General features: G+C 63.6%; 21 protein-coding genes. 9 read left to right on the forward strand and 12 right to left on the reverse strand.

What is annotated here, in order from left to right:
* Window positions 1-75 precede the first annotated feature (75 nt).
* On the reverse strand, window positions 76-1,986 hold the full coding sequence (locus tag BUA41_RS16975) for a propionyl-CoA synthetase (RefSeq protein WP_072825063.1): 1,911 nt from the start codon (window positions 1,984-1,986) through the stop codon (window positions 76-78).
* 373 nt (window positions 1,987-2,359) lie between these two features.
* Between BUA41_RS16975 and BUA41_RS16980 the strand changes: the two genes are divergently transcribed.
* Window positions 2,360-2,674, forward strand: a complete 315-nt coding sequence (locus tag BUA41_RS16980; RefSeq protein WP_072825065.1) for an ArsR/SmtB family transcription factor — start codon at window positions 2,360-2,362, stop codon at window positions 2,672-2,674.
* Between the two features lie 20 nt (window positions 2,675-2,694).
* On the opposite strand, the gene sohB is transcribed toward BUA41_RS16980, so the two are convergent.
* Window positions 2,695-3,726: a protease SohB gene (gene sohB, locus BUA41_RS16985; RefSeq protein ID WP_072825067.1), complete on the reverse strand. Its 1,032-nt coding sequence runs from the start codon at window positions 3,724-3,726 to the stop codon at window positions 2,695-2,697.
* Between the two features lie 163 nt (window positions 3,727-3,889).
* Here sohB and BUA41_RS16990 point away from each other — a divergent pair, with 163 nt between their 5' ends.
* Window positions 3,890-4,204, forward strand: a complete 315-nt coding sequence (locus tag BUA41_RS16990) for an SCP2 sterol-binding domain-containing protein (RefSeq protein ID WP_072825069.1) — start codon at window positions 3,890-3,892, stop codon at window positions 4,202-4,204.
* Here the strand turns inward: BUA41_RS16990 and nudC are convergent.
* Genes nudC through BUA41_RS17010 form a run of 4 tightly spaced genes read right to left on the reverse strand, consistent with a single transcriptional unit; the run spans window position 4,201 to window position 7,026 of the window.
* Window positions 4,201-4,980, reverse strand: coding sequence for an NAD(+) diphosphatase (gene nudC, locus BUA41_RS16995; RefSeq protein ID WP_072825071.1), 780 nt, complete (start codon window positions 4,978-4,980; stop codon window positions 4,201-4,203). The two genes, BUA41_RS16990 and nudC, sit on opposite strands and share 4 nt — an antisense overlap.
* A complete protein-coding gene (gene dnaQ, locus BUA41_RS17000) occupies window positions 4,980-5,768 on the reverse strand; it encodes a DNA polymerase III subunit epsilon (protein ID WP_072825073.1) in 789 nt (262 codons plus the stop codon). The genes nudC and dnaQ overlap by 1 nt, the downstream gene beginning before the upstream one ends.
* 33 nt (window positions 5,769-5,801) lie before the next feature.
* Window positions 5,802-6,248, reverse strand: a complete 447-nt coding sequence (rnhA, locus tag BUA41_RS17005; protein ID WP_175547003.1) for a ribonuclease HI — start codon at window positions 6,246-6,248, stop codon at window positions 5,802-5,804.
* Between the two features lies 1 nt (window position 6,249).
* Window positions 6,250-7,026, reverse strand: coding sequence for a class I SAM-dependent methyltransferase (locus tag BUA41_RS17010; protein WP_072825077.1), 777 nt, complete (start codon window positions 7,024-7,026; stop codon window positions 6,250-6,252).
* Window positions 7,027-7,136: 110 nt separating this feature from the next.
* Here BUA41_RS17010 and gloB point away from each other — a divergent pair, with 110 nt between their 5' ends.
* From gloB to BUA41_RS17040, 6 genes are all read left to right on the forward strand, one after another.
* Entirely contained in the window at window positions 7,137-7,904 is a 768-nt protein-coding gene (gene gloB, locus BUA41_RS17015; protein WP_072825079.1) for a hydroxyacylglutathione hydrolase, read from the forward strand.
* Between the two features lie 58 nt (window positions 7,905-7,962).
* Window positions 7,963-9,120: a transglycosylase SLT domain-containing protein gene (locus BUA41_RS17020; RefSeq protein ID WP_139249162.1), complete on the forward strand. Its 1,158-nt coding sequence runs from the start codon at window positions 7,963-7,965 to the stop codon at window positions 9,118-9,120.
* Window positions 9,121-9,275: 155 nt separating this feature from the next.
* Complete coding sequence (locus BUA41_RS17025; protein WP_072825081.1) at window positions 9,276-11,108, forward strand: extracellular solute-binding protein; 1,833 nt, start codon at window positions 9,276-9,278, stop codon at window positions 11,106-11,108.
* A 15-nt stretch (window positions 11,109-11,123) separates the two neighbouring features.
* A complete protein-coding gene (locus BUA41_RS17030) occupies window positions 11,124-12,200 on the forward strand; it encodes a microcin C ABC transporter permease YejB (RefSeq protein ID WP_072825083.1) in 1,077 nt (358 codons plus the stop codon).
* Window positions 12,200-13,306, forward strand: a complete 1,107-nt coding sequence (locus BUA41_RS17035; protein WP_072825085.1) for an ABC transporter permease — start codon at window positions 12,200-12,202, stop codon at window positions 13,304-13,306. Before BUA41_RS17030 ends, BUA41_RS17035 begins: the two co-directional genes overlap by 1 nt.
* A complete protein-coding gene (locus BUA41_RS17040) occupies window positions 13,296-14,888 on the forward strand; it encodes an ABC transporter ATP-binding protein (protein WP_072825087.1) in 1,593 nt (530 codons plus the stop codon). The genes BUA41_RS17035 and BUA41_RS17040 overlap by 11 nt, the downstream gene beginning before the upstream one ends.
* On the opposite strand, the gene BUA41_RS17045 is transcribed toward BUA41_RS17040, so the two are convergent.
* The 5 genes from BUA41_RS17045 to BUA41_RS17065 form a co-directional block, all read right to left on the reverse strand.
* Window positions 14,885-15,544 carry a hypothetical protein gene (locus BUA41_RS17045; protein ID WP_072825089.1) on the reverse strand — a complete coding sequence of 220 codons (660 nt, stop codon included), beginning with the start codon at window positions 15,542-15,544 and terminating at the stop codon, window positions 14,885-14,887. The genes BUA41_RS17040 and BUA41_RS17045 overlap by 4 nt on opposite strands.
* 207 nt (window positions 15,545-15,751) lie before the next feature.
* Window positions 15,752-16,027 carry a type II toxin-antitoxin system RelE/ParE family toxin gene (locus tag BUA41_RS17050; protein WP_072825091.1) on the reverse strand — a complete coding sequence of 92 codons (276 nt, stop codon included), beginning with the start codon at window positions 16,025-16,027 and terminating at the stop codon, window positions 15,752-15,754.
* Complete coding sequence (locus BUA41_RS17055; RefSeq protein WP_072825093.1) at window positions 16,027-16,299, reverse strand: CopG family ribbon-helix-helix protein; 273 nt, start codon at window positions 16,297-16,299, stop codon at window positions 16,027-16,029. Before BUA41_RS17055 ends, BUA41_RS17050 begins: the two co-directional genes overlap by 1 nt.
* Window positions 16,300-16,462: 163 nt before the next feature.
* On the reverse strand, window positions 16,463-17,164 hold the full coding sequence (locus BUA41_RS17060; RefSeq protein ID WP_072825095.1) for a pseudouridine synthase: 702 nt from the start codon (window positions 17,162-17,164) through the stop codon (window positions 16,463-16,465).
* Window positions 17,164-17,967 (reverse strand): amidohydrolase, encoded by an 804-nt coding sequence (locus BUA41_RS17065; RefSeq protein WP_072825097.1) that lies wholly within the window; start codon window positions 17,965-17,967, stop codon window positions 17,164-17,166. The genes BUA41_RS17060 and BUA41_RS17065 overlap by 1 nt, the downstream gene beginning before the upstream one ends.
* Before the next feature lie 171 nt (window positions 17,968-18,138).
* Between BUA41_RS17065 and rarD the strand changes: the two genes are divergently transcribed.
* Window positions 18,139-19,059 carry an EamA family transporter RarD gene (gene rarD / locus BUA41_RS17070; RefSeq protein WP_072825099.1) on the forward strand — a complete coding sequence of 307 codons (921 nt, stop codon included), beginning with the start codon at window positions 18,139-18,141 and terminating at the stop codon, window positions 19,057-19,059.
* Here rarD and BUA41_RS17075 read toward each other — a convergent pair whose 3' ends face one another.
* Entirely contained in the window at window positions 19,060-20,088 is a 1,029-nt protein-coding gene (locus BUA41_RS17075) for a hypothetical protein (RefSeq protein ID WP_139249163.1), read from the reverse strand.
* Window positions 20,089-20,344: the final 256 nt, after the last annotated feature.

Here is a 20,344-nt window from a genome sequence, read left to right on the forward strand (position 1 = left end):
CCATGAAACGGGGGCGTAGTATACACGAATCGGGCCCGCCGTTGGCGAGCCCGAACTTCCTTCTTCGGATTGGGATCAGACCTGGCGCGCCTGATGAGAAGCCCCCACCTCGCAACTCATCATGTGCTCATGCACCTCCTGCAGGCTGGTGGGGTCGTCGATGGTCGACGGCATGCTGAACTCGTTGCCATCGGCGATGGTACGCAACAGCTTGCGCAGAATCTTGCCCGAGCGCGTCTTGGGCAGCCGTGACACCACCAGGATCTGCTTGAGGCAGGCGATGGGGCCGATCTGCTCCCTGACCTTGGCGATCAGTTCCTTTTCCAGGGTCTGTGGATCACCGTTGTAGCCGTCCTTGGGAATCACCAGCCCCAGCGGTACCTGGCCCTTGAGATTGTCGAGGATCCCGATCACGGCACATTCGGCTACCGCGGGGTGTGCGCCAAGCACCTCTTCCATTTCACCGGTGGAGAGGCGATGCCCCGCCACGTTGATGACGTCGTCGGTGCGCCCCATGATGAACAGGTAGCCCTCTTCATCGAAATACCCGCCATCCCCGGTCAGGTAACACCCCGGGAATGCGGCCATGTAAGCCTGATGGAAGCGTTGCGGATCACGCCAGATACCCGCCAGACAGCCCGGCGGCAGAGGCTGGCGAATGACGATGCTGCCCTGCTCATGATCGGCGGCGGGCTCGGCCTGGCGGTTGAGCACCTGCACGTTGAAACCGGGTACCGGCACGGTCGCCGAGCCGGCCTTGATCGGCATGGGTTCCAGCCCTTGCAGGTTGGCGGCGATGGCCCAGCCGGTCTCGGTCTGCCACCAATGATCGACCACCGGTACATCGAGCAGGTCGTCGAGCCAATGGAATGTCGGGGGGTCGAGGCGCTCTCCGGCGAGGAAAAGCGTTCTCAGACAGGAAATGTCGTACTTCTCGAGCCACTTGCCGTCTGGATCCTCCTTCTTGATGGCGCGAAATGCCGTGGGTGCCGTGAAGAAGGCCTTGATGCGATACTCGGCGATCAGTCGCCAGAAGGCGCCGGCATCCGGGGTGCGGACCGGCTTGCCTTCGTAGACGACGGTCGTGCAGCCCAGGATCAGCGGCGCATAGACGATGTAGGAGTGGCCCACGACCCAGCCGACGTCCGACGCGGAGAAGAACACCTCCCCCGGCGCCATGCCATAGATGCGCTCCATGGAGTAGTGCATCGCTACCGCATGGCCGCCGTGGTCTCGCACTACCCCCTTGGGCTTGCCGGTGGTTCCCGAGGTGTAGAGGATGTAGAGCGGATCGGTGCCCTTGACCGGTACGCAGTCGGCGGGCGCGGCATTCTCGACCAGCACCTGCCAGTCGTGGTCGATACTGCCCAGGTCGGCCTGCGCCTGGTCGCGCTGAAGAATCACGCAGGCAGCGGGTTGGTGCGTGCTCTGGGCCAGCGCCTTGTCGATGATCGGCTTGTAGGCGATGACATTGTCGACCTCGATGCCGCAGGAAGCGGCGATCACCACCTTGGGTTCGGCATCCTCGATGCGCATGGCCAGCTCGTGCGGGGCGAAGCCGCCGAACACCACCGAATGCACCGCCCCGAGACGCGCGCAGGCATACATCGCCACGAGCGCTTCGGGCACCATCGGCATGTAGATGACCACCCGATCGCCCTTTTCCACCCCGAGGCCGGCCAGCGCTCCCGCAAAGGTGGCCACCTGGTCGCGCAACTCGCGATAGCTGAGGGTGCGCCGCCCACCGGTGACCGGCGAGTCCCAGAACACCGCCGGCTGATCGCCGCGCCCGGATTCGACGTGATGATCGAGTGCCACATGACAGGTGTTGAGCTCTCCATCGGCATACCAGCGGGCGTGCCCGTGCTCGTCGTAGCTCAGTATCGTCTCTGGTGGCTTGAACCAGGGGACGCGGCGGGCCTGCTCGGCCCAGAACGTTTCGGGATGCTGGATCGATTGCTGATATTCGGACTGGTACGCGCGCATGGAAAAGCCCTACCTATAAGGGGTGAACAAACGGTTCTTTTGATCTCAACGACCTGGCGATTGTTGACACTTTAGGCCAAGCGCGGGCATTTTCCACTCCTACCATCGGCTAATAGGCGTATAAAATTACCAAATCAGCAGTTTTCCTTTTTTCACCGCCCATAATTGTCGACAATCTTGAAGGCGAAATGCTCAAAAAACGTCCAGCAGCACGATGATTTATCGTTAAATATCAACTTGGACAACTAAGACAAAGTTATTGAAGATTTGCTAAATCAGGAAGGAAATAACAGGTCATAATTTAAGGGTAGCGCAGCAGGTCGCCACTTCGCACTCGCTGCACGAATATGACGTCACCACTGGGAGACGCATCATGAGCACTCACCAGCCCGCTGCACTGCTGCTCGACAAGGGGGATGGCGTCGTCAGCGACGCTACCAACCTTCTCAAGGCCATGGCCAACGAGAACCGCCTGCGCATCCTGTGCCTGCTCGATGAAGGAGAGCTGTCTGTCTCCGAACTGAATGCCCGCCTGGCCCTGAGCCAGTCCGCCCTGTCCCAGCATCTGGCGATCCTGCGCCGCGAGGGGCTCGTCGCGACACGGCGCTCGTCCCAGACGATCTACTACTCGCTACAGGGCAACGAGGCGCGCACCGTCGTCGACACCCTCGCCAGACTCTACGCTTGATGCGTGGCGCTGGCGCAGACTCAACGCCGATGCCAGCCACTCGCTTCGATCACCTCGTACACTCGCTGTATGCCGTACTCGATCCCTGCCGAGACTGCCAGACCCATTCGCTCGACGAGCCCGCGCCTTTTTTCCAATGCCACGGTGATGACCCGCGCTCGCTCCATGCACTCGAGCAGGTAGGCCTCGCTGGTTCCCAAGTCGTCGATCAGGCCTAACTTCACCGCCTCGCTGCCATACCAGATTTCACCGGTCGCCACCTTTTCGATGTCGAGCTCGGGGCGCCGCTCGCTGACATGACGCTTGAACAGCTCGTGGGTGTTTTCCAGTTCCTCGACGAACTTGTCGCGCCCTTCCTCGGTATTCTCGCCCAGCACCGTGAGGGTTCGCTTGTAGCGTCCGGCAGTCAGCAACTCTATATCGATATCGTTTTTCTTGAGCAACCGGTGGATGTTGGGCAATTGCGCCACCACCCCGATCGAACCAATCACGGCGAAGGGCGCCGCACGCAGGCGGTCGGCACAACACGCCATCAGATAGCCGCCGCTAGCCGCCACCTTGTCAATGCACACCGTGGTAGAGAGGCCGGCCTCGCGAAGACGATCGAGCTGTGCGGCGGCGAGGCCGTAGGCATGCACCAGCCCGCCGGGCGATTCAAGGCGCACCACCACCTCGTCGTCGTCCTTGACCACGCCAAGCAATGCGGAGATCTCCTCGCTGAGTCGCGACGTGGCCGACGCCTTGATATCGCCACGAAAGTCCAGGACCCAGACCGTCGGCAGGGGGCTCTTGCTGTCGCGGCCACGCGACTCGTGCTTGTCGTCCTTGCGGAACCCTTTCAATGCCATCTTGCGCCGCTTGCGGTCCATGCCGGCCAGTCGCAGGCGCCGCTGGCGAGAACGGTAACGCTTGTTGAGTTCTTCGATGCGCAGGCGGGAGTGCTCTTCCTGGCCATGGGACCGGCCTGCCAGGGCGACAAGCACGCCCACGACCAACGCCAGGGTGATCACTTGTGCCAGAAACATGCCGTAGTCGGCGAGCCATGCATTCACGTGCGTACCTCTTGGTCAGTGTGTCGTGACTTTTCGATCATGGGCCTCTCGATGCCACTCGTCACGGCGGCCTGGGTAACGGGGTGGAGAGGGGCTTGACGCGACTGCCGGTTTGCAACACATTCACCCCCCAAGAAAATTTACTCAACTCAGGAGTCACCCGATGTCCAGCTCCAGCACCACCCTCGACAACTTGCAATCACGCTTCGACCCCCAGGCTGCCAAGGGCATGGATGATGTCTTTCAATTCAATGTCAGCGATGCCGACGACTACTATCTCCAGGTCCAGGACGGCACGCTGGGCATCCACCAGGGCGAGCATGACGACCCCTCGGTCACGCTGACGACCGACAGTGCCACGCTCAAGGGGATCATGAACGGCGAGATCGACGGCATGCACGCCTTCATGTCCGGCAAGCTTAAGGCCACCGGCAACCTGATGCTGGCCACCAAGCTCAATACTCTGTTCCCCCGCTAATCCCTGTCCGCACCCACGGCTCTCAGGTGCGCTTCGATCAGCGCCCTCGCGATCGAGTAGGGCGGCGGAAGCTGAGGTAACCGATGCGGCGTATACCAGGCCGCATCGACGATTTCGGTGCCATCGATGCGGATTCGACGACTCGTCGCCTCGGCGAAGAATCCAAGCATCAGCGAATGCGGAAATGGCCACGCCTGGCTTCGATAGTAGGTTACCTCGCCCAGGGTAAGCCCCACTTCCTCGTGGACCTCTCGGCGTACCGCATCCTCGGCGGTCTCTCCAGGCTCGATGAAGCCAGCCAGTGTCGAATAGCGCCCCGGCGGGAAGCGCGGACTGCGCGCCAGCAGCAGATCCTTGCCACAAGTCACCAGCGTGATGATGCAAGGCGAGATGCGCGGATAGTTGCGATGCCCGCAGGCCGGGCACTGCATGGCAAACTCACCGTTCACGCGTTCGCTGGCCTGACCACAGCGACCGCAGAAGCGGTGATCGCGCTGCCACGCCACCACCTGCAAGGCCGTCGAGATCAGCGGAAACCGGGACTCCGGCAGCCGGGCCAGCCACTCTCTGGCCGAGGGCCATTGCGGTTCTCCCCTTTCCTGGACGACCGCGACCGGACGATCGTTCCAGAAGCCCAGGGGCTGTGCCGAGTCGGGCCACTTATCGACATGCTGCAGCACCTCCTGCTCGCCGGCGGGTGCGATACCGTGGTGCTCGCCAACCCGGACCAACCAGCCGCCGTGGTGGTCTTTCGAGGGCAGATCGCGGCGAAACATCACTGCTCGACCGGCTCATTCAGCCCTTTGTCGCTCGCCTGGGTGGCGTTTTCCCACCCCGCCAGGGCATCCCAGCCACAGGCTCCGGCTCCCTCGCGGATGCGCCCCAGCTTGGCCCGATGCGCTTCCAGTTCGGCCTGGGTCGGCAGCGGCACCGCCAGCCTGGGTCGTTCGGCAGGCAGGCGCCGAATGCCGCTGATGCCCCCGCTGCTGGCTCCCGACCCCGTCGCCTCCGCATCGAGCAGCAACGCCGTCTGCCCCCCGGTCATGGCCAGGTAGACGTCAGCCAGAATCTCGGCATCGAGCAGTGCGCCGTGCAGCACGCGGTGCCCATTGTCGATCTCGTAGCGCTTGCAGAGCGCATCGAGACTGTTGCGCTGTCCCGGGTGCTTGTCCCGGGCCAGCTTCAGCGTATCCAGAATGCCGCACGCGTCCGCCACCGGGCCGAGCCGCGGCTCACCTCGGCGAGCATTCAGCAAGGTGAATTCGTGATCGATGAAACCGACATCGAAGGGCGCGTTGTGAATGACCAGCTCCGCTCCCTGAATGAACGCCCAGAAGGCGTCCGCCACCTCCGCGAAGCGCGGCTCATCGGCCACACGCTCGTTGGTGATGCCGTGGACGCCAATGGCCTCGGCGTCGATCTCGCGCTCGGGGTTGATGTACTGATGATAGGTGTTGCCGGTCAGGCGGCGATTGATCATCTCGACGGCACCGATCTCGATGAGGCGGTGGCCCTCCTTGGGATCGATGCCGGTGGTTTCGGTATCCAGAATGATCTGGCGCATGGGTTTCTCGTCGTCGCTTGGATTGGAGGTACGTCAGCCTTGCAGACTCAGCGCGGCGTCGATCGCCTCGTTGGCCAGTGCGTCGGCGCGCTCGTTGCCAGGATGGCCGCTATGCCCCTTGACCCAGTGCCAGCGCACATCATGGCGCTGGCTTTCGGCCAGCAGCTGCCGCCACAGTTCGGCATTCTTGACGGGCTGCTTGGCCGCGGTCTTCCAGCCGCGCTTCTGCCAGCCGTGGATCCATTCGGTGATGCCCTTGCGCAGGTACTGCGAGTCGGTGTGCAATTCCACGCGGCAGGGACGCTTGAGTTCTCGCAAGGCCATGATGGCCGCCATCAGTTCCATGCGATTGTTGGTGGTCGATGCCTCGAAGCCGTTGAGCGTCTTCTCGTGACGCCCCGCGTTGAGCAGCGCCCCCCACCCGCCGGGGCCAGGATTGCCGCGGCAGGCGCCATCGGTATGGATAATCACCTCGGGCAATTCAGTCAACCTCACTCACCCTTTCGCGTTCCTGTTCAGCGACGATGCGCGGCGAGTTGCCGAGCATCGGACGCCCCATGGCTGGCGTGGCCAGGCGGGGACGCACGATCTGGGCACGCTGCATTCGGCGCCGAGCACGAATCATGTAAGTGTCACCCAGCGGCAGATTGTAGCGCCGCCCCAGGGACTCGAGCCTGGCATTGCCGGGCGGTCGGCCGGGCAAGCGAAAGCCGCAGTAGTCTACCCGCTCGATTTCGAAATCGACAAACTCGAGCCAGTCCCGCAGACGCCCGGGGGTTCTCCACTTGCCTCGCCAAGGCAGGCTCGAGCGGCTCCTCGAGCAGACGCGCCGCAGCCCCTCGACACCCAGCGGAAACCAGCCGAAGATGACCAGGCATCCATTGTCGGCCACCACGCGAGTTGCCTCCTGCAGCACACGGTGAGGCTCCGGGGCGACTTCCAGCAGGTGGTGCACGACCACCAGCGACAGGGAGTCGTCGGGCAGCGGCAGAGTGCCAGGATTGCATACCAGGCAGGCCTCGTCCTCGGCCAGCTCCCGGGTCGGCGACCAGGCCAGCGAATGGCGAATCGGGCACATGTCCGTCAGCCGTGGCGCCATGCCGAGATGAAGGCTACGCACCCCGAAAAGGCGTTCGCAGACCGGCCCGATGCAAGCCCGCTCGGCTTGCCAGTGCGCCTTTCCGGCGGGGGACGCCCAGTAGAGGCGACCCTGGCGGACCGTCTGGGCCAGAGATATCGTCATATTAGAATTTGACACAGCACGCTCTTCCCCCCATGGTTAGGCACATTTTGTGCAGTCCGGCTTCCGGAATGGCGCTTGTCATTGGCCATCGGAGTGTCGACCAACCGCGCCGAGGAAAGACATTGATGCTGAGCGTGACACCGATTCCCGCCTTCAACGACAACTATATCTGGCTATTGCGTCAAGACTCTACCACTGATGTGACGGTAGTCGACCCTGGCGATGCCCAGCCGGTGATCGAGTACCTGGAGCGGGAAAGCCTCAATCTTTCCACGATTCTCATCACGCATCACCACCACGACCATACCGGCGGCTTGCCGGAGCTCACCAAGCGTTACGCACCACGCGTCATCGGTCCCGACAACCCGAATATCGAGGAGATCGGCGAGCGCGTGGCCGATGGCGATGACTTCCGTGTGCTGGGGCGCCGTTTCGAGGTGCTGGCGGTGCCGGGTCACACCCTTGATCATATTGCCTTTTTCGCTTCCGGGACGCCATCCCTGCTGTTTTGCGGTGATACCCTCTTCTGCGGGGGCTGCGGACGTCTCTTCGAAGGCACGCCAGAACAGATGCACCGATCGCTCTCGCGGCTGGCCTCCCTGCCCGAAGACACCCTGGTATTCGCCGCCCACGAATACACCCTGGCCAACCTCCGCTTTGCCCAGGCCGCAGAGCCGGACAACAGGGTGCGCGACCGATTGATGAGCGAATGCCAGCGTGCACGAGATCTGAGTCGACCGACGCTTCCCAGCACCATTGGCCGCGAGCGTCAGGTCAACCCCTTTCTGCGTGTCGACAACGAGCACATCCGCTCCACGGCCGCCGCTCAAGGGCCTACCGATTCGCCCGATATAACCTTTGCAACGCTTCGCCACTGGAAAGACAACTTTTAAAACACCATGGACGCCGCCCAGGGGTTGTTCCCTGATGCGCCTATGAGGACCCGAACCCATGAGCAGCCGATCGTCCTGTCGTCAGGCCTACAGTCTGATAGGAGGAATTCTTTTAACCTTTTCGTTCTCGACCCATGCCAGCTCCTTCCCATCGACGACGCCTCAGTCGCCGTTCTGGGAAGCGCTGATGCTCCAGCCCGCCGTTCAGGGAGACATCTGGACGCGCATGCGCGACAACTTCCAGTGGGAGATCGACGCCAGGGAACCTAGGGTTCAGAAGTGGATCGACTACTACCGCCGCTATCCCGGTAACATCACCACCATCGCCGAGCGCGCGCGTCCCTGGCTGTATTGGGTCGTCAGCGAGCTCGAACGGCGCGGCATGCCGGGGGAGATCGCGCTGCTTCCCTTCATCGAGAGTGCCTACGACCCGACGGCTCGCCATGCCGGCGGTGCCACCGGCATGTGGCAATTCATGCCGGGAACGGGTGATGCGCTGGGACTGCGCCGGGATGGTACCTACGATGGTCGCCTCGATGTCATTGCCTCCACCAAGGCTGCACTGGACTATATCCAGCAACAGGCCGACCAGTGGTACGAAGGCGATATCGAGCTCTCCCTGGCGGCTTACAATGCCGGCGCCGGGACGGTCAACAAGGCCCGCCGAAAGGCAGTTGCCTCGGGCAAGCGCGGCGACTACTGGGACCTGCGGCTACCACGCCAGACCATGAACTACGTTCCCAAGCTGCTGGCACTCTCGCGGATGATCGCCGAACCCGATCGCTATGACATCGCCCTGCCCAGCATCCCCAATCAACCGGCCTTCGCCAGGGTACCGGTCGAGGGACGCATCCATCTGGCCCGGGTGGCCAGGATGGCCGGCATCAGCCGCTCGCGTCTCGAGGCGCTAAACCCGGCACTGCTGCAGGGAACCACCCTCCCCTCGCGCGCGCCGGAACTGCTGGTGCCGCATACCGCGAAGAACGCCCTGGTCACGCATCTCGCCGAGCGTCGCGAGGCCTTTGCCAGCGAAGATCGCTACCGGGTACGTCGGGGCGACTCGCTCTCTGCCCTGGCCGCCCGCTACTCGGTAACGGTGAACGAGTTGCGCCGGCACAATGGTCTGCGCAGCGACGTCATCCGTATCGGCCAGATGTTGAGTATTCCGGGCCGAGGCGAACCGGACGTGGGACAGGACACGCTGGTACGCCGATAACCCGGGCGGTGCATCGCATCAGGCTGCTGCCGTTGCGAACCACCATGCACGCGAACCGGCACAAGAGTATTTACAACCGGACCGACGGCTGACACCTTAACGCTGGGTGATCCGTCGCGACGTTACGCGCCGGGCGATAGTCGAAAGGAGACTCGATGTTGCGCATGGTTCAGGCCGCCCTCGTTCTTGCGGCTTTGTCGTTTCCGGGTATGGCACTTGCCGCTTCGTCCGGCGAGGTGGCCACTCAGCATGGCCTGGCCATGTATGACGAGCCGGCACTGGCAGCCGGTTTCGATCACTTTCCTTATGTCAATCCCGATGCGCCCGAGGGGGGCGAACTCAATCGCGCCGCCATCGGCAGCTTCGATTCCACCAACCCCTTCATCGTCAAGGGCACCCCCGCCAACGGGCTCACGCAGATCTACGACACCTTGATGGTGGGCAACCCCGACGAACCTTTCACCATGTACGGCCTGCTCGCCGAAGGCGTTCGCCTCGATCCTGACCGCCGCTGGATGGAGTTCGACCTGCATCCCGAGGCGACCTTCCACGATGGCGAGCCGGTGACCGCCGAGGACGTCGTCTTCAGCTTTCGGCTGCTGCGCGACGAGGGGCAACCCTTCTATGCCGCCTACTATGCAGATGTCACCTCGGCTCAGCGCCTCGACGACGACACCGTGCGCTTCGAGTTCGCCGAGGAGAACTCCCGGGAGCTGCCGCTGATCCTCGGCCAGTTGCCGATCCTCCCGCAGCACTACTGGATGGATCGCGACTTCACGACGCCGACTCTCGACCCGTTGCTCGGCTCCGGCCCCTATCGCATCGCCCAGGTCGACCCCGGCCGCCGCATCGTCTACGAGCGCGTGGAGGATTACTGGGGCGAGGACCTGCCGGTCAATCGCGGCCGCCACAACATCGGACGCCTGATCTTCGACTACTACCGCGACCAGACCGTGGCGCTTGAGGCCTTCAAGGCCGGCAACCTGGACATGCGCATCGAATCGAGCGCACGCAACTGGGCCACCGCCTACGACTTCCCGGCACTAGAGCAAGGCTTCGTCGAGAAGCTGCTGATCCCGGACGGACAGCCGGCGGGCATGCAGGCCTACGTCATGAACCTGCGCCGGGACAAGTTCAAGGACGTGCGGGTGCGCGAGGCCCTGAATCTCGCCTTCGACTTTCCCTGGTTGAACGACAACCTGTTCTACGGCGCCTACGAACGCACCCACAGCTATTTCGAGAACTCCGAGATGGCCGCCCAGGGCACGCCAAGCGATGCCGAGCTGGCACTGCTCGGCCCGCATCGTGACCAGCTACCCGAGCGCGTCTTCGAGGAACCGCTGCCCGTGGAACACCCCGAGGACATCCGCCCGCGCCTGCGCGAAGCCCTGGGGCTGTTGCGCGAGGCCGGCTACGAGGTGCAGAACGGTCAATTGGTGAACCGCAAGTCCGGGAACCCCTTCACCCTGGAGATACTGCTCTACGATTCCCAGTTCGAGCGCATTGCCCAACCCTTGCTGCGCAACCTCGAGCGCATCGGCATTCGCGGCAAGATTCGCATCGTCGACGTCAACCAGTACCTCAATCGCCTGCGCAACTTCGATTTCGACATGATCGTCGGCGGCTTCCCGCAGTCGATCACCCCCGGCAACGAGCAGCGCGAGTTCTGGACCAGCGACTATGCCGACAAGCCGCAGAGTCGCAACCTCATCGGCCTCAAGGACCCGGTCATCGACGACCTGGTGGAAAAGCTGATCCGGGCCGAAACGCGTCAGCAGCTCGACGCGGCCGCCCAAGCGCTGGACCGGGTACTGCGCTGGGGCTTCTACGTCATACCGCAGTTCCACCTGGCGGCCACCCGCGTCGCCCTGTGGGACAAGTACGGCTACCCCGAACCGCATCCCGAGTACAACCTCGACCTGGATGCCTGGTGGGTCGACCCCGAGCGCGCCCGGGTCGTCAATCAGCGCCAGCATGGCAGTCGTTAACCTCAGGGAAGCTCAGTGGCCGCCTACGTCCTACGTCGCCTATTGCTGATGATCCCCACCCTGCTGGGGATCATGCTGCTCAATTTCATCATCGTTCAGGCGGCCCCGGGCGGCCCCATCGACCAGATCATCGCCCGCTACCAGGGGCTCGACAGCATCTCCAGCACGCGCCTCTCCTCCGGGGGCGGTGACTCGACCGGCGGCAGCAGCGAGTCCCGGGGCGCACGCGGCGTCGACGATCGCTTCATCGAGGCCCTCGAGAAGCAGTTCGGCTTCGACGAACCGGCCCATGTGCGCTTCGTGAACATGCTGGGCGATTACGCCACCTTCGACTTCGGCACCAGCTTCTTTCGCGACCGGGCGGTCATCGACCTGATGATCGAGCGCTTGCCGGTATCGATATCGCTCGGCCTCTGGACCACCCTGCTGGTCTATCTGATATCGATCCCCCTGGGAATCCGCAAGGCGTTGCGCCACGGCTCGCGTTTCGATGTCTGGACCTCGGGGCTGGTGATCGTCGGCTACGCCATCCCGGGCTTCCTGTTCGCCATCCTGCTGATCGTGCTGTTCGCCGGCGGCAGTTATTTCGACGTCTTTCCCCTTCGCGGGCTGACCTCTCCCTATTTCGACGAGCTGGGCCTGTGGGGCAAGATCGGCGACTACTTCTGGCACATCACCCTGCCGGTGATCGCCGCGGCGATCGGCAGCTTCGCCACCCTGACCATGCTCACCAAGAACAGCTTCCTCGACGAGATCCACAAGCAATACGTGCTGACCGCCCGGGCCAAGGGTGCCAGCGACCGCCAGGTGCTCTACGGTCACGTGTTCCGCAACGCGATGCTGATCATCATCGCCGGACTGCCCTCGGCCCTGGTCGGCATCTTCTTCACCGGCGCGCTGCTCATCGAGGTGATCTTCTCCCTCGACGGCCTCGGCCTGCTGGGATTCGAGGCCGTCATGCAGCGTGACTACCCGGTGATCTTCGGCACGCTGTACCTCTACACCCTGATCGGGCTGATCCTCAAGCTGATCTCGGACCTGACCTACGTCTGGGTGGACCCGCGCATCGACTTCGAGACGAGGGAGTCCTGATGGCCATCCTCGAGCGCTTCAGACCCCGCCTGTCGCCGATCACCCGACGCCGTCTGGCGGTGTTTCGCGGCAATGGTCGGGCGCGACTCGCCCTCTGGGTCTTCTCGCTGCTGTTCCTGCTCAGCCTGGGCGCCGAGTTGATCGCCAATGACAAGCCACTGGTGCTCAAGTACCAGGACCAGTGGTATGCCCCCTTGCTGGTGGACTATCCCGAGACGGAATTCGGCGGCTTTCTGCCAACCGCCACGGATTACCGCGACCCCTTCGTGATCGAGCAGATCCAGGCCGAGGGCTGGATGCTGTGGCCACCGATCCCCTTCGCCTACGACACCCTGGACCAGGCGCTCGACCACCCCGCCCCGGCGCCTCCCAGCACCCGCCACTGGCTGGGCACCGACGACCAGGGCCGCGACGTCCTGGCCCGGGTGATCTACGGGTTTCGGCTATCGGTGGTGTTTGCCCTGGTGCTGACGCTGGGCTCGCTGGTGCTGGGGGTGCTGGTCGGCGGTATCCAGGGCTACTTCGGCGGCAAGGTCGATCTGGTCGGCCAGCGCCTCACGGAGATCTGGTCGGGCCTGCCGGTGCTCTTCCTGCTCATCATCCTCGCCAGCCTGGTCGAACCCAACCTGTGGTGGTTGCTGGGCATCATGCTGCTCTTCTCCTGGCTGGGCCTGGTGGACATCGTACGCGCCGAGTTCCTGCGCGCGCGCAATCTCGAATACGTGCGTGCCGCTCGGGCGCTGGGGCTGCCTTCGCACCTGATCATGTGGCGTCACGTGCTACCCAACGCCATGGTCGCCACCCTGACGTTCATTCCGTTCCTGTTCACCGGTGCCATCACCACCCTGACCGCGCTGGACTTCCTGGGCTTCGGCCTGCCCCCGGGCTCGCCCTCCCTGGGCGAACTGGTGGCCCAGGGCAAGAACAACCTGCAGGCCCCCTGGCTCGGCATCACCGCCTTCATCACCCTCAGCGTGATGCTTTCCTTGCTGGTGTTCATCGGAGAAGGCCTGCGGGATGCCTTCGATCCTCGCCATATCAATGCCCCCATGCCGCCCAAACCGGAGCGAGTAGCCATAACGGAGGAGCCCGTCGATGAGCGCTGATGCGGTCTTCTCACTCAACGATTTCGGGGTGGCCTTCGACGGCGTGCCGGTGGTCGAGGCGCTTTCGCTGCGCATCCACCGCGGCGAGACCCTGGCCCTGGTCGGCGAATCCGGCTCCGGCAAGTCGGTCAGTGCCCTGGGGGCCATGAACCTGCTTCCCGCCAGCGCCCGGGTGAGCGGCGAGCGCCGTCTTGGCGGCAACGACCTGTCGCGCTTGACCGAACGCGACTGGCGAGGCGTGCGCGGCAATCAGGTCGGCTTCATCTTCCAGGAGCCCATGACCTCCCTGAACCCGCTGCACACCATTGCCAAGCAGATCGGCGAGACGCTGCGATTGCATCAGGGGCTTGGCGGCCGCCAGGCCCGGGAGCGGGTTCGCGAACTGCTGGTCCAGGTCAAGCTGCCACGGCCGGACGAACTGCTCGATGCCTGGCCCCACCAGCTCTCGGGTGGGCAGCGCCAGCGAGTGATGATTGCCATGGCCATCGCCAACAATCCACGCCTGCTGATCGCCGACGAGCCGACCACGGCGCTGGATGTCACCGTGCAAAAAGAGATCCTGGCCCTGCTCGCCGATCTGCGCGACCGCCACGGCATGGCCATGCTCTTCATCACCCATGATCTCAATCTGGTGCGCCGCCACGCGGATCGGGTCTGCGTGCTCTACCGCGGCCGCGTCCAGGAAAGCGGGCCGGTCGCCGAGGTCTTCGGACGACCGCGCAGCGACTATACCCGCATGCTGCTCGCCGCCGAGCCCGCAGGGCGCCCGGCGCCACCCGACAATGCGGCGCAGCTCCTGGAAGCCAGAAAACTGCAGGTAAGCTTCTCGCGACCCAAGCGGCTGTTCTCGCGCCGTCCGGCGCCCTTCGTGGCCGTCGCCCCCCTCGACCTGCACCTGGGGCGAGGCGAAACCCTGGGCATCGTCGGCGAGTCAGGGTCCGGGAAGACGACCCTGGCCATGGCATTGCTGCGTCTCACATCCTCGACGGGCGAGATCGACTTCGCCGGCGAGCGCCTCGACCGCATGACAGGCAATGCCCTGCGCCGACGCCGCCGACGCTTCCAGATCGTCTTCCAGGACCCTTACGGCTCCCTCTCGCCTCGCCTGCCGGTGGCCGACATCGTCAGCGAGGGGCTGCGCTTTCATCACCCCCAGCTCGACGATGCCGAAATCGAACGACGCGTGGCCGCGACCTTGCGCGAAGTCGGCTTGCCCGAGGATTGCGCGGCGCGCTACCCCCACGAATTTTCCGGTGGCCAGCGCCAGCGTATCGCCGTGGCCCGGGCAATCATCCTCGAGCCGGAATTGCTGGTGCTCGACGAGCCCACCTCGGCCTTGGACCGGACCGTGCAGAGGCAACTGGTCGAGTTGCTGCGCGACCTGCAGGCCAAGCGCGGCATGAGCTACCTGTTCATCAGTCACGATTTGGCAGTGGTGCGCGCCATGGCACACCAGGTGATGGTGCTCAAGGATGGGCAGGTGGTGGAGCACGGCGACTGCATGCAGGTGCTGGGCGCGCCGCGGAGCGATTACACGCGGGCACTGGTGGAGGCGGCAGGGCTGGCAGATCCAGATGCCTAGAGGTCGCTGGCCTGCTCGAGCACCCTGTCATGCTCCTTCGCCAGCTGGGTACGCACCAGGGCCGCCACCAGTCTCGGAAAATCGGCTGAATCGACACGTTTCGCCAGGGTCTGGGCGTCGTCACCGAGCTTGAGCTTGGCGCTCGCTTTCAAGGTCATCTTGTCGGCAAAGGGGCGAAACTCCTCCCAGGCCACCTGAACCTCGCGCAGGAAGATATCCGCACCGACCCCGCCGATACCCTTGAACTCCTTGAGCAGGCGTCGCGCCTTCTTCGCGTCGCCGGCGGCCTCGTCGCGCAGTCGGCGCAGGTCGCCTTCGTAGGCCTGGTGCAGATGGTCTGCCAGATCGCCGAGCTGACGTGCAGTCTTCTCGTCATAGCGAGCATAGCCGTTCTCGTTGAGCACCTTGACCCGTTGCTCCCAGGTCGAGTCTGCCAGCTTGGCCGGGGTCGTCCAGCCCGTATCCCCCAGCGCCTTGCAGGCACGCATCGCGGCATCCGCGCCGAGCGGCGCACTGGTCAGCAGTGACAGGCAGAGCAGCCTGAACAGCGGCGCAGGGGTATTGCGCCTGAGATCGATGCCCAGCTCACGGGCAAAGGTGCGTCCGTGGGTCTCGAGCAATACCTCGACGATCTGTCGCTTCTTGACCTTGGCCATTCCTGTTGTGCTCCTCGGGTTGTAGAAAGGAAGCCCGCATGCTGGTTTTAAGCATAGATAAACCAACGATGGATGGGAGGATTCATTTATGGTTCATCGCAGACTGGCGTGACGCCGCTACTTTCCCGAATAAGGGAAGCGCAGGAGCCCTGTCCACCGGGCGATTCCCGGCCAATGCGGGATGAACAACCTACTGAGAGATCACACCTAGCGGTCCTCGCGGGTATGCCAGAGGCGTAGCAGATAGATAATGGAATCCGAGATCTCGTAGCGCATCTCGTAATGGCCGACCAGAATCCGCCGCACGTCACGCGGCTCAAACTCTTCCAACCGCTCGCCTATGCGCGGGTTGGTCAGCAGGGTGGTCGGTGCAGCTGTGAGCTGCTGCACCGTGCGGGCCGCTGCCGGCCGGTTCACCGATGCCAAGAATTCGTGGAGGCGTACCAGATCAGAGAGGGCCTTGCTCGTCCACTTCAATTCCATCAGCGCGGCACTGGCAGCGGGGTGTCGGCACTCAGGCTGTCGGCCCAGGCCTGCACGGCTTGATGGTCGATGACACGACCGGCATCCACATCGGCCAGAGCCTCACGGGTCAGGCGGCTGCGCTCCTCTTCCTGGTCGAGCCAGGCGGCCAGGGCTTGTTTGACAATCCAGTTCCTGGAGCGCTCCAGACGATTGGCAATTTCATCGACTCGCTCGGCCAGCTCAATAGGGACATGAGCGGTAACGGATCGGGTTTTGGTGTTGGCGGCCATCATAATTTCCTCTGCTGCCAAGGTGGTCAATAGTAATCATAATAAATAATTTTGAATCATCAAGCGATGTTTGTCAGGTTGAGCTGTGCCCTGTCTGGACGTCAGAACGGCTCTGCATGAATAGGTGGCTCTGTGTTTGGATTATAAAAGATAACGGTATAAGTCAGAACGCCGCGATCTCCTCGGCTCGCAGGAACCGGCATTCTCCCGGCTCGAGATCCGGGTCGAGACGCAGCGGCCCGATCGCTTCCCGGTGCAGCGTTTCTACCCGGTTGCCGATGGCCGCGAACATCCGGCGCACCTGATGGTACTTGCCCTCGACGATCGCCAGCCGCACTTCCCGCGGCGAAAGCAAGGTGAGTTCGGCAGGCCGAGTGGGCTTGTCCTCCCCCTCGAGTTGAAGCCCCCGGGCAAATGCCTCGACGGCTCGCTCCCCCGCCTCGGCGTCCAGCGGCTCGGCCAGGGTCGCCACGTAGGTCTTGGCGCAACGCCTTTTCGGCGAGGTCACGCGATGCGACCACTGGCCATCGTCGGTAAGCAGCACCAGCCCGGTCGTATCCACGTCGAGACGACCGACCGGATGCAGCCGATCGACGTTGGGCAGATCGATCAGCTCCAGCACCGTCTGATAGTGCCCGGGGCGGGTGGTGCACTCGACGCCCAGCGGCTTGTACAGCATCAGATAGCGCAGCCCGGTGAGTTCGAGGGGCTCGCCCTGCCAACGCACATCGCTCGACTCATCCACCTGGGTCGCCGGGTTCCTGGTGATCTGTCCATCGACACTGACTTCCTGGCGATGCAAGGCCTTCTTGGCCAGGCTGCGGGACAGATCGGTGGTCTCGCTGAGAAACTTGTCCAGGCGCATCAAACCTCCAGTGTGAACCGATCGGCATCCATCCAGGCGGGAAACTTGTCGCGAAAGTCGGAAAGCGCCTCCCGGTCCAATGTCCCGGTCCGAATGAAGGGCGTATCCCGTGGCTCGTCGATCAGGGGGTCCCCCTTGAAATCGACGAGCATCGAATCGCCGGCATAGGCCAGCTTCTTGGCATCCTCGCCCACCCGATTCACGCCGATGACGTAGCACAGGTTTTCCACGGCCCGGGCCTGAAGCAGTGTCCGCCAGGGCCGGCGGCGCGGAGCCGGCCAGTTGGCGATGCACAGCAGGGCGTCGTATTCGAAGTGCTCCCCTGAACTCGGCTGCTGGCGCAACCAGACCGGAAAGCGCAGGTCGTAGCAGACCGTCAGCAGAATGCGGAAGCCCTTGAGTTCGACGACCACTCGCTCGTTGCCCATGCCATAGCGCTCGTGCTCGCCCGCCATGCGAAACAGGTGGCGTTTGTCGTAGTGGGTCAACTCGCCGTCCGGGGTCGCCCAGATCAGGCGATTGTAGTATTCACCCTCGGCGATCACCGCGATGCTGCCGGTCAGCACGCAGCGCCGCTTGACCGCCTGCTCCCGCAGCCAGGCCACGCTGCTGCTGCGCTCCATGGGCTCGGCCATGGCCCGGGAATTCATGGTGAAGCCAGTGGCGAACATTTCCGGCAGCACGATCAGATCGGTGTCATCGCCATCCAGGTCGCCCAACTGCTCGTCGAGCAACCGGCAGTTGGCGTCGGGATCTTCCCAGCGCAGGTCGGCCTGCACCAGGGTCGTGCGCAGCTCGCTCATGAGTCTCCTCCCGGATGACGCGCCGCGTCATCCTGTGGGTGTGTCTACCGGCAAGACTAACCGAGCAGCTCCTTTGGTGCAGCCCGAATGACGAGTTCGCAGGTTACACTCGGTCAAGGCCGCTGATGGATATGTTAAATTAGCTTATTAGTAATAAGGAACCAGCACACAATGAGCCCGCCCATGCCACCGCACAAGGAAGCCACCCGGGGGGTTGTCTACGGCCTTTCCGCCTATACGGTATGGGGTTGTTTTCCGCTCTTCTTCGCCCTGTTCGAAGGTGTCCCCGCCTGGGAGGTGCTCGCCCACCGGGTGCTCTGGTCCTGCCTGTTCCTCGCCCTGCTGGTCACCCTGCTGCGCCGCTGGTCGCCGGTACTCGGCGCATTGAGACACCCGGGACGGCTGGGCCGAGTGCTCGCCTGTGCGCTGTTGATCGCCCTGAACTGGGGCATCTACATCTATGCGGTGGAAAGCCATCACGTATTCCAGGCCAGCCTGGGATATTTCCTTACCCCGCTGGTCAACGTGCTGCTGGGAATGCTGATACTCAAGGAGCGCATGCAGCGCTTGCAGCACATCGCCGTTGCCCTGGCGGCGCTGGCCATCGCCATTCAACTGGTCGTGCTGGGAGAATTGCCGTGGATCACCCTGTGCCTGGCGCTCTCCTTCGGCACCTATGGCCTGTTTCGCAAGCAGGTGCCCCTGGATGGGGTGACGGGACTGTTCGTCGAGACGTTGCTACTGCTGCCCCTGGCGCTGGCTGCCGTGTCCTGGCTGACCAGCGCGGGGCAATCGCACTTCCTGGACGGCGATGGACGCAGCACCCTGCTGCTGATCGCCAGCGGCGTGATCACCGCCCTGCCGCTGATCGCCTTCGCCGGTGCCACCCACCGCCTGCGTCTGGCCACCGTCGGCTTTCTGATGTACATCAACCCGACGCTGCAGTTTCTCATTGCCCTGCTGATCTTCGAGGAACCGCTACAGCCGATCCAGCTGGTGACCTTCGTATTGATCTGGATCGGCCTGGCACTCTATTCCTATGCCGCCTGGCAGGGCCGTCGCCCTCGAGAAACTGCGGCATCGGCGAGCTGATCAACACTCCCCGCAGCACATGGGCGGCGCGACCGCATCGCCATCGCGCAGGCGGTCGATCAAGGCTTCCAGCACCCGCAACGTCGGCACATGGCATTGCCACAGCGTTTCCTCGGGGGCTAGGGACAGCGCCTCGCGATGCATCGCGGCGGCGGGGTCGTCGGTGCGGTCCTCCAGCTGCTCCAGTCCCTGATCCTCGAACAGCACCGGATCGATGGCGGGCAGCAGCAGTACGCAGCCGCGCACCCCTTCGGCATTGAGCGCCAGGCGCCGATCGCTCTCCTGCAGGTACCAGAGCGACAGGCGCAGGCGGCTGACGCAGCGTTCGAAGGTCACCTTCGGATTGTGCATCAGCCAGCTGTTGGCCAGGCGCCCGTTGATGCGACGGTCCAGGGTCACCGCGTTGACATGCGGATAGAGGAAGCCGCTGCGCTGGACCATCCAGTCGAGCACCTCATCGAGGGGGGCACCCTCCTGCTTCGTGTAGGGCATTTCACGCCGGGAGATGGCGTTGCGGACCGTGGTGAGCTTGAGACTGCACACCGCGGCGATCTCGACCGCGTTCAGGCCTTCTTCCACCGGCAGCAGGGGCATGTCGATGGCTGGCACGAGGCCGACGTGCGCTTCCAGGCGGGCGCGCACCCGCGCCAGCCCCAGCAGATGCATCAGGCGCCCGGGAGAGGGCGTCGACTGGAACTCGGCAAGGCTTCTCGCCATGGCAATGAAATGGATGAAGTCTTCCAGAGCCCCGGTTGCAACCGTTGCCGGCCCACTCGGTTCGTCGACCAGTACCCAGGCATGCAAGGCGATCAAGGGGCCACGCATTCGTTGGGCCAGGCTTGCGGCGCTCTGCTCTACCTTGCCGGCATCCGGCGTCTCGCCACGCAACCTGAGCAAGGGAACCGCCACCGCCCGGCTGGCATACTCCATCTCCGCGATCAGCGCGTCGATGTCCAGCACTTCGCTCGCCGGTTTCCCAAGCAACGAATCCTGGAGCAAGGCCAGAGGCCTCGGACTTCCACTCGACATACTCGTTTTCCCCTGCATTGATGCCGTTGCCTCGGTCACGGTTCCGGCAAGGTATTCCTTGCCTGTCCGCTGTTGTGTCGCCGCTTCCTTCACGGCGGGCGTCGGCCATTACTTGAATAGTTACTATCGGTTACCGACTTTAACGGCGTGCAGGAAAAATTCTTGAACGGGGTCGCTCAAAAAAATCAACGCTCAGGGCGGGGAGACGCGAGCGGGTAGCCCCCGAGAGGATCGGGGGCTACCAAGGGCATGCCGG

The sequence above is a fragment of the Modicisalibacter ilicicola DSM 19980 genome, from assembly GCF_900128925.1.
Taxonomy (GTDB): Bacteria; Pseudomonadota; Gammaproteobacteria; order Pseudomonadales; family Halomonadaceae; genus Modicisalibacter; species Modicisalibacter ilicicola.

Coding starts and splice junctions, on each gene's coding strand:
- BUA41_RS16975 (WP_072825063.1), bottom strand. CDS start 1,986: ATGCGCGCGTACCAGTCCGAATATCAGCAATCGATCCAGCATCCCGAA.
- BUA41_RS16980 (WP_072825065.1), top strand. CDS start 2,360: ATGAGCACTCACCAGCCCGCTGCACTGCTGCTCGACAAGGGGGATGGC.
- BUA41_RS16990 (WP_072825069.1), top strand. CDS start 3,890: ATGTCCAGCTCCAGCACCACCCTCGACAACTTGCAATCACGCTTCGAC.
- nudC (WP_072825071.1), bottom strand. CDS start 4,980: ATGTTTCGCCGCGATCTGCCCTCGAAAGACCACCACGGCGGCTGGTTG.
- dnaQ (WP_072825073.1), bottom strand. CDS start 5,768: ATGCGCCAGATCATTCTGGATACCGAAACCACCGGCATCGATCCCAAG.
- gloB (WP_072825079.1), top strand. CDS start 7,137: ATGCTGAGCGTGACACCGATTCCCGCCTTCAACGACAACTATATCTGG.
- BUA41_RS17020 (WP_139249162.1), top strand. CDS start 7,963: ATGAGCAGCCGATCGTCCTGTCGTCAGGCCTACAGTCTGATAGGAGGA.
- BUA41_RS17025 (WP_072825081.1), top strand. CDS start 9,276: ATGTTGCGCATGGTTCAGGCCGCCCTCGTTCTTGCGGCTTTGTCGTTT.
- BUA41_RS17035 (WP_072825085.1), top strand. CDS start 12,200: ATGGCCATCCTCGAGCGCTTCAGACCCCGCCTGTCGCCGATCACCCGA.
- BUA41_RS17040 (WP_072825087.1), top strand. CDS start 13,296: ATGAGCGCTGATGCGGTCTTCTCACTCAACGATTTCGGGGTGGCCTTC.
- BUA41_RS17045 (WP_072825089.1), bottom strand. CDS start 15,544: ATGGCCAAGGTCAAGAAGCGACAGATCGTCGAGGTATTGCTCGAGACC.
- BUA41_RS17050 (WP_072825091.1), bottom strand. CDS start 16,027: ATGGAATTGAAGTGGACGAGCAAGGCCCTCTCTGATCTGGTACGCCTC.
- BUA41_RS17055 (WP_072825093.1), bottom strand. CDS start 16,299: ATGGCCGCCAACACCAAAACCCGATCCGTTACCGCTCATGTCCCTATT.
- BUA41_RS17060 (WP_072825095.1), bottom strand. CDS start 17,164: ATGCGCCTGGACAAGTTTCTCAGCGAGACCACCGATCTGTCCCGCAGC.
- BUA41_RS17065 (WP_072825097.1), bottom strand. CDS start 17,967: ATGAGCGAGCTGCGCACGACCCTGGTGCAGGCCGACCTGCGCTGGGAA.
- rarD (WP_072825099.1), top strand. CDS start 18,139: ATGAGCCCGCCCATGCCACCGCACAAGGAAGCCACCCGGGGGGTTGTC.
- BUA41_RS17075 (WP_139249163.1), bottom strand. CDS start 20,088: ATGTCGAGTGGAAGTCCGAGGCCTCTGGCCTTGCTCCAGGATTCGTTG.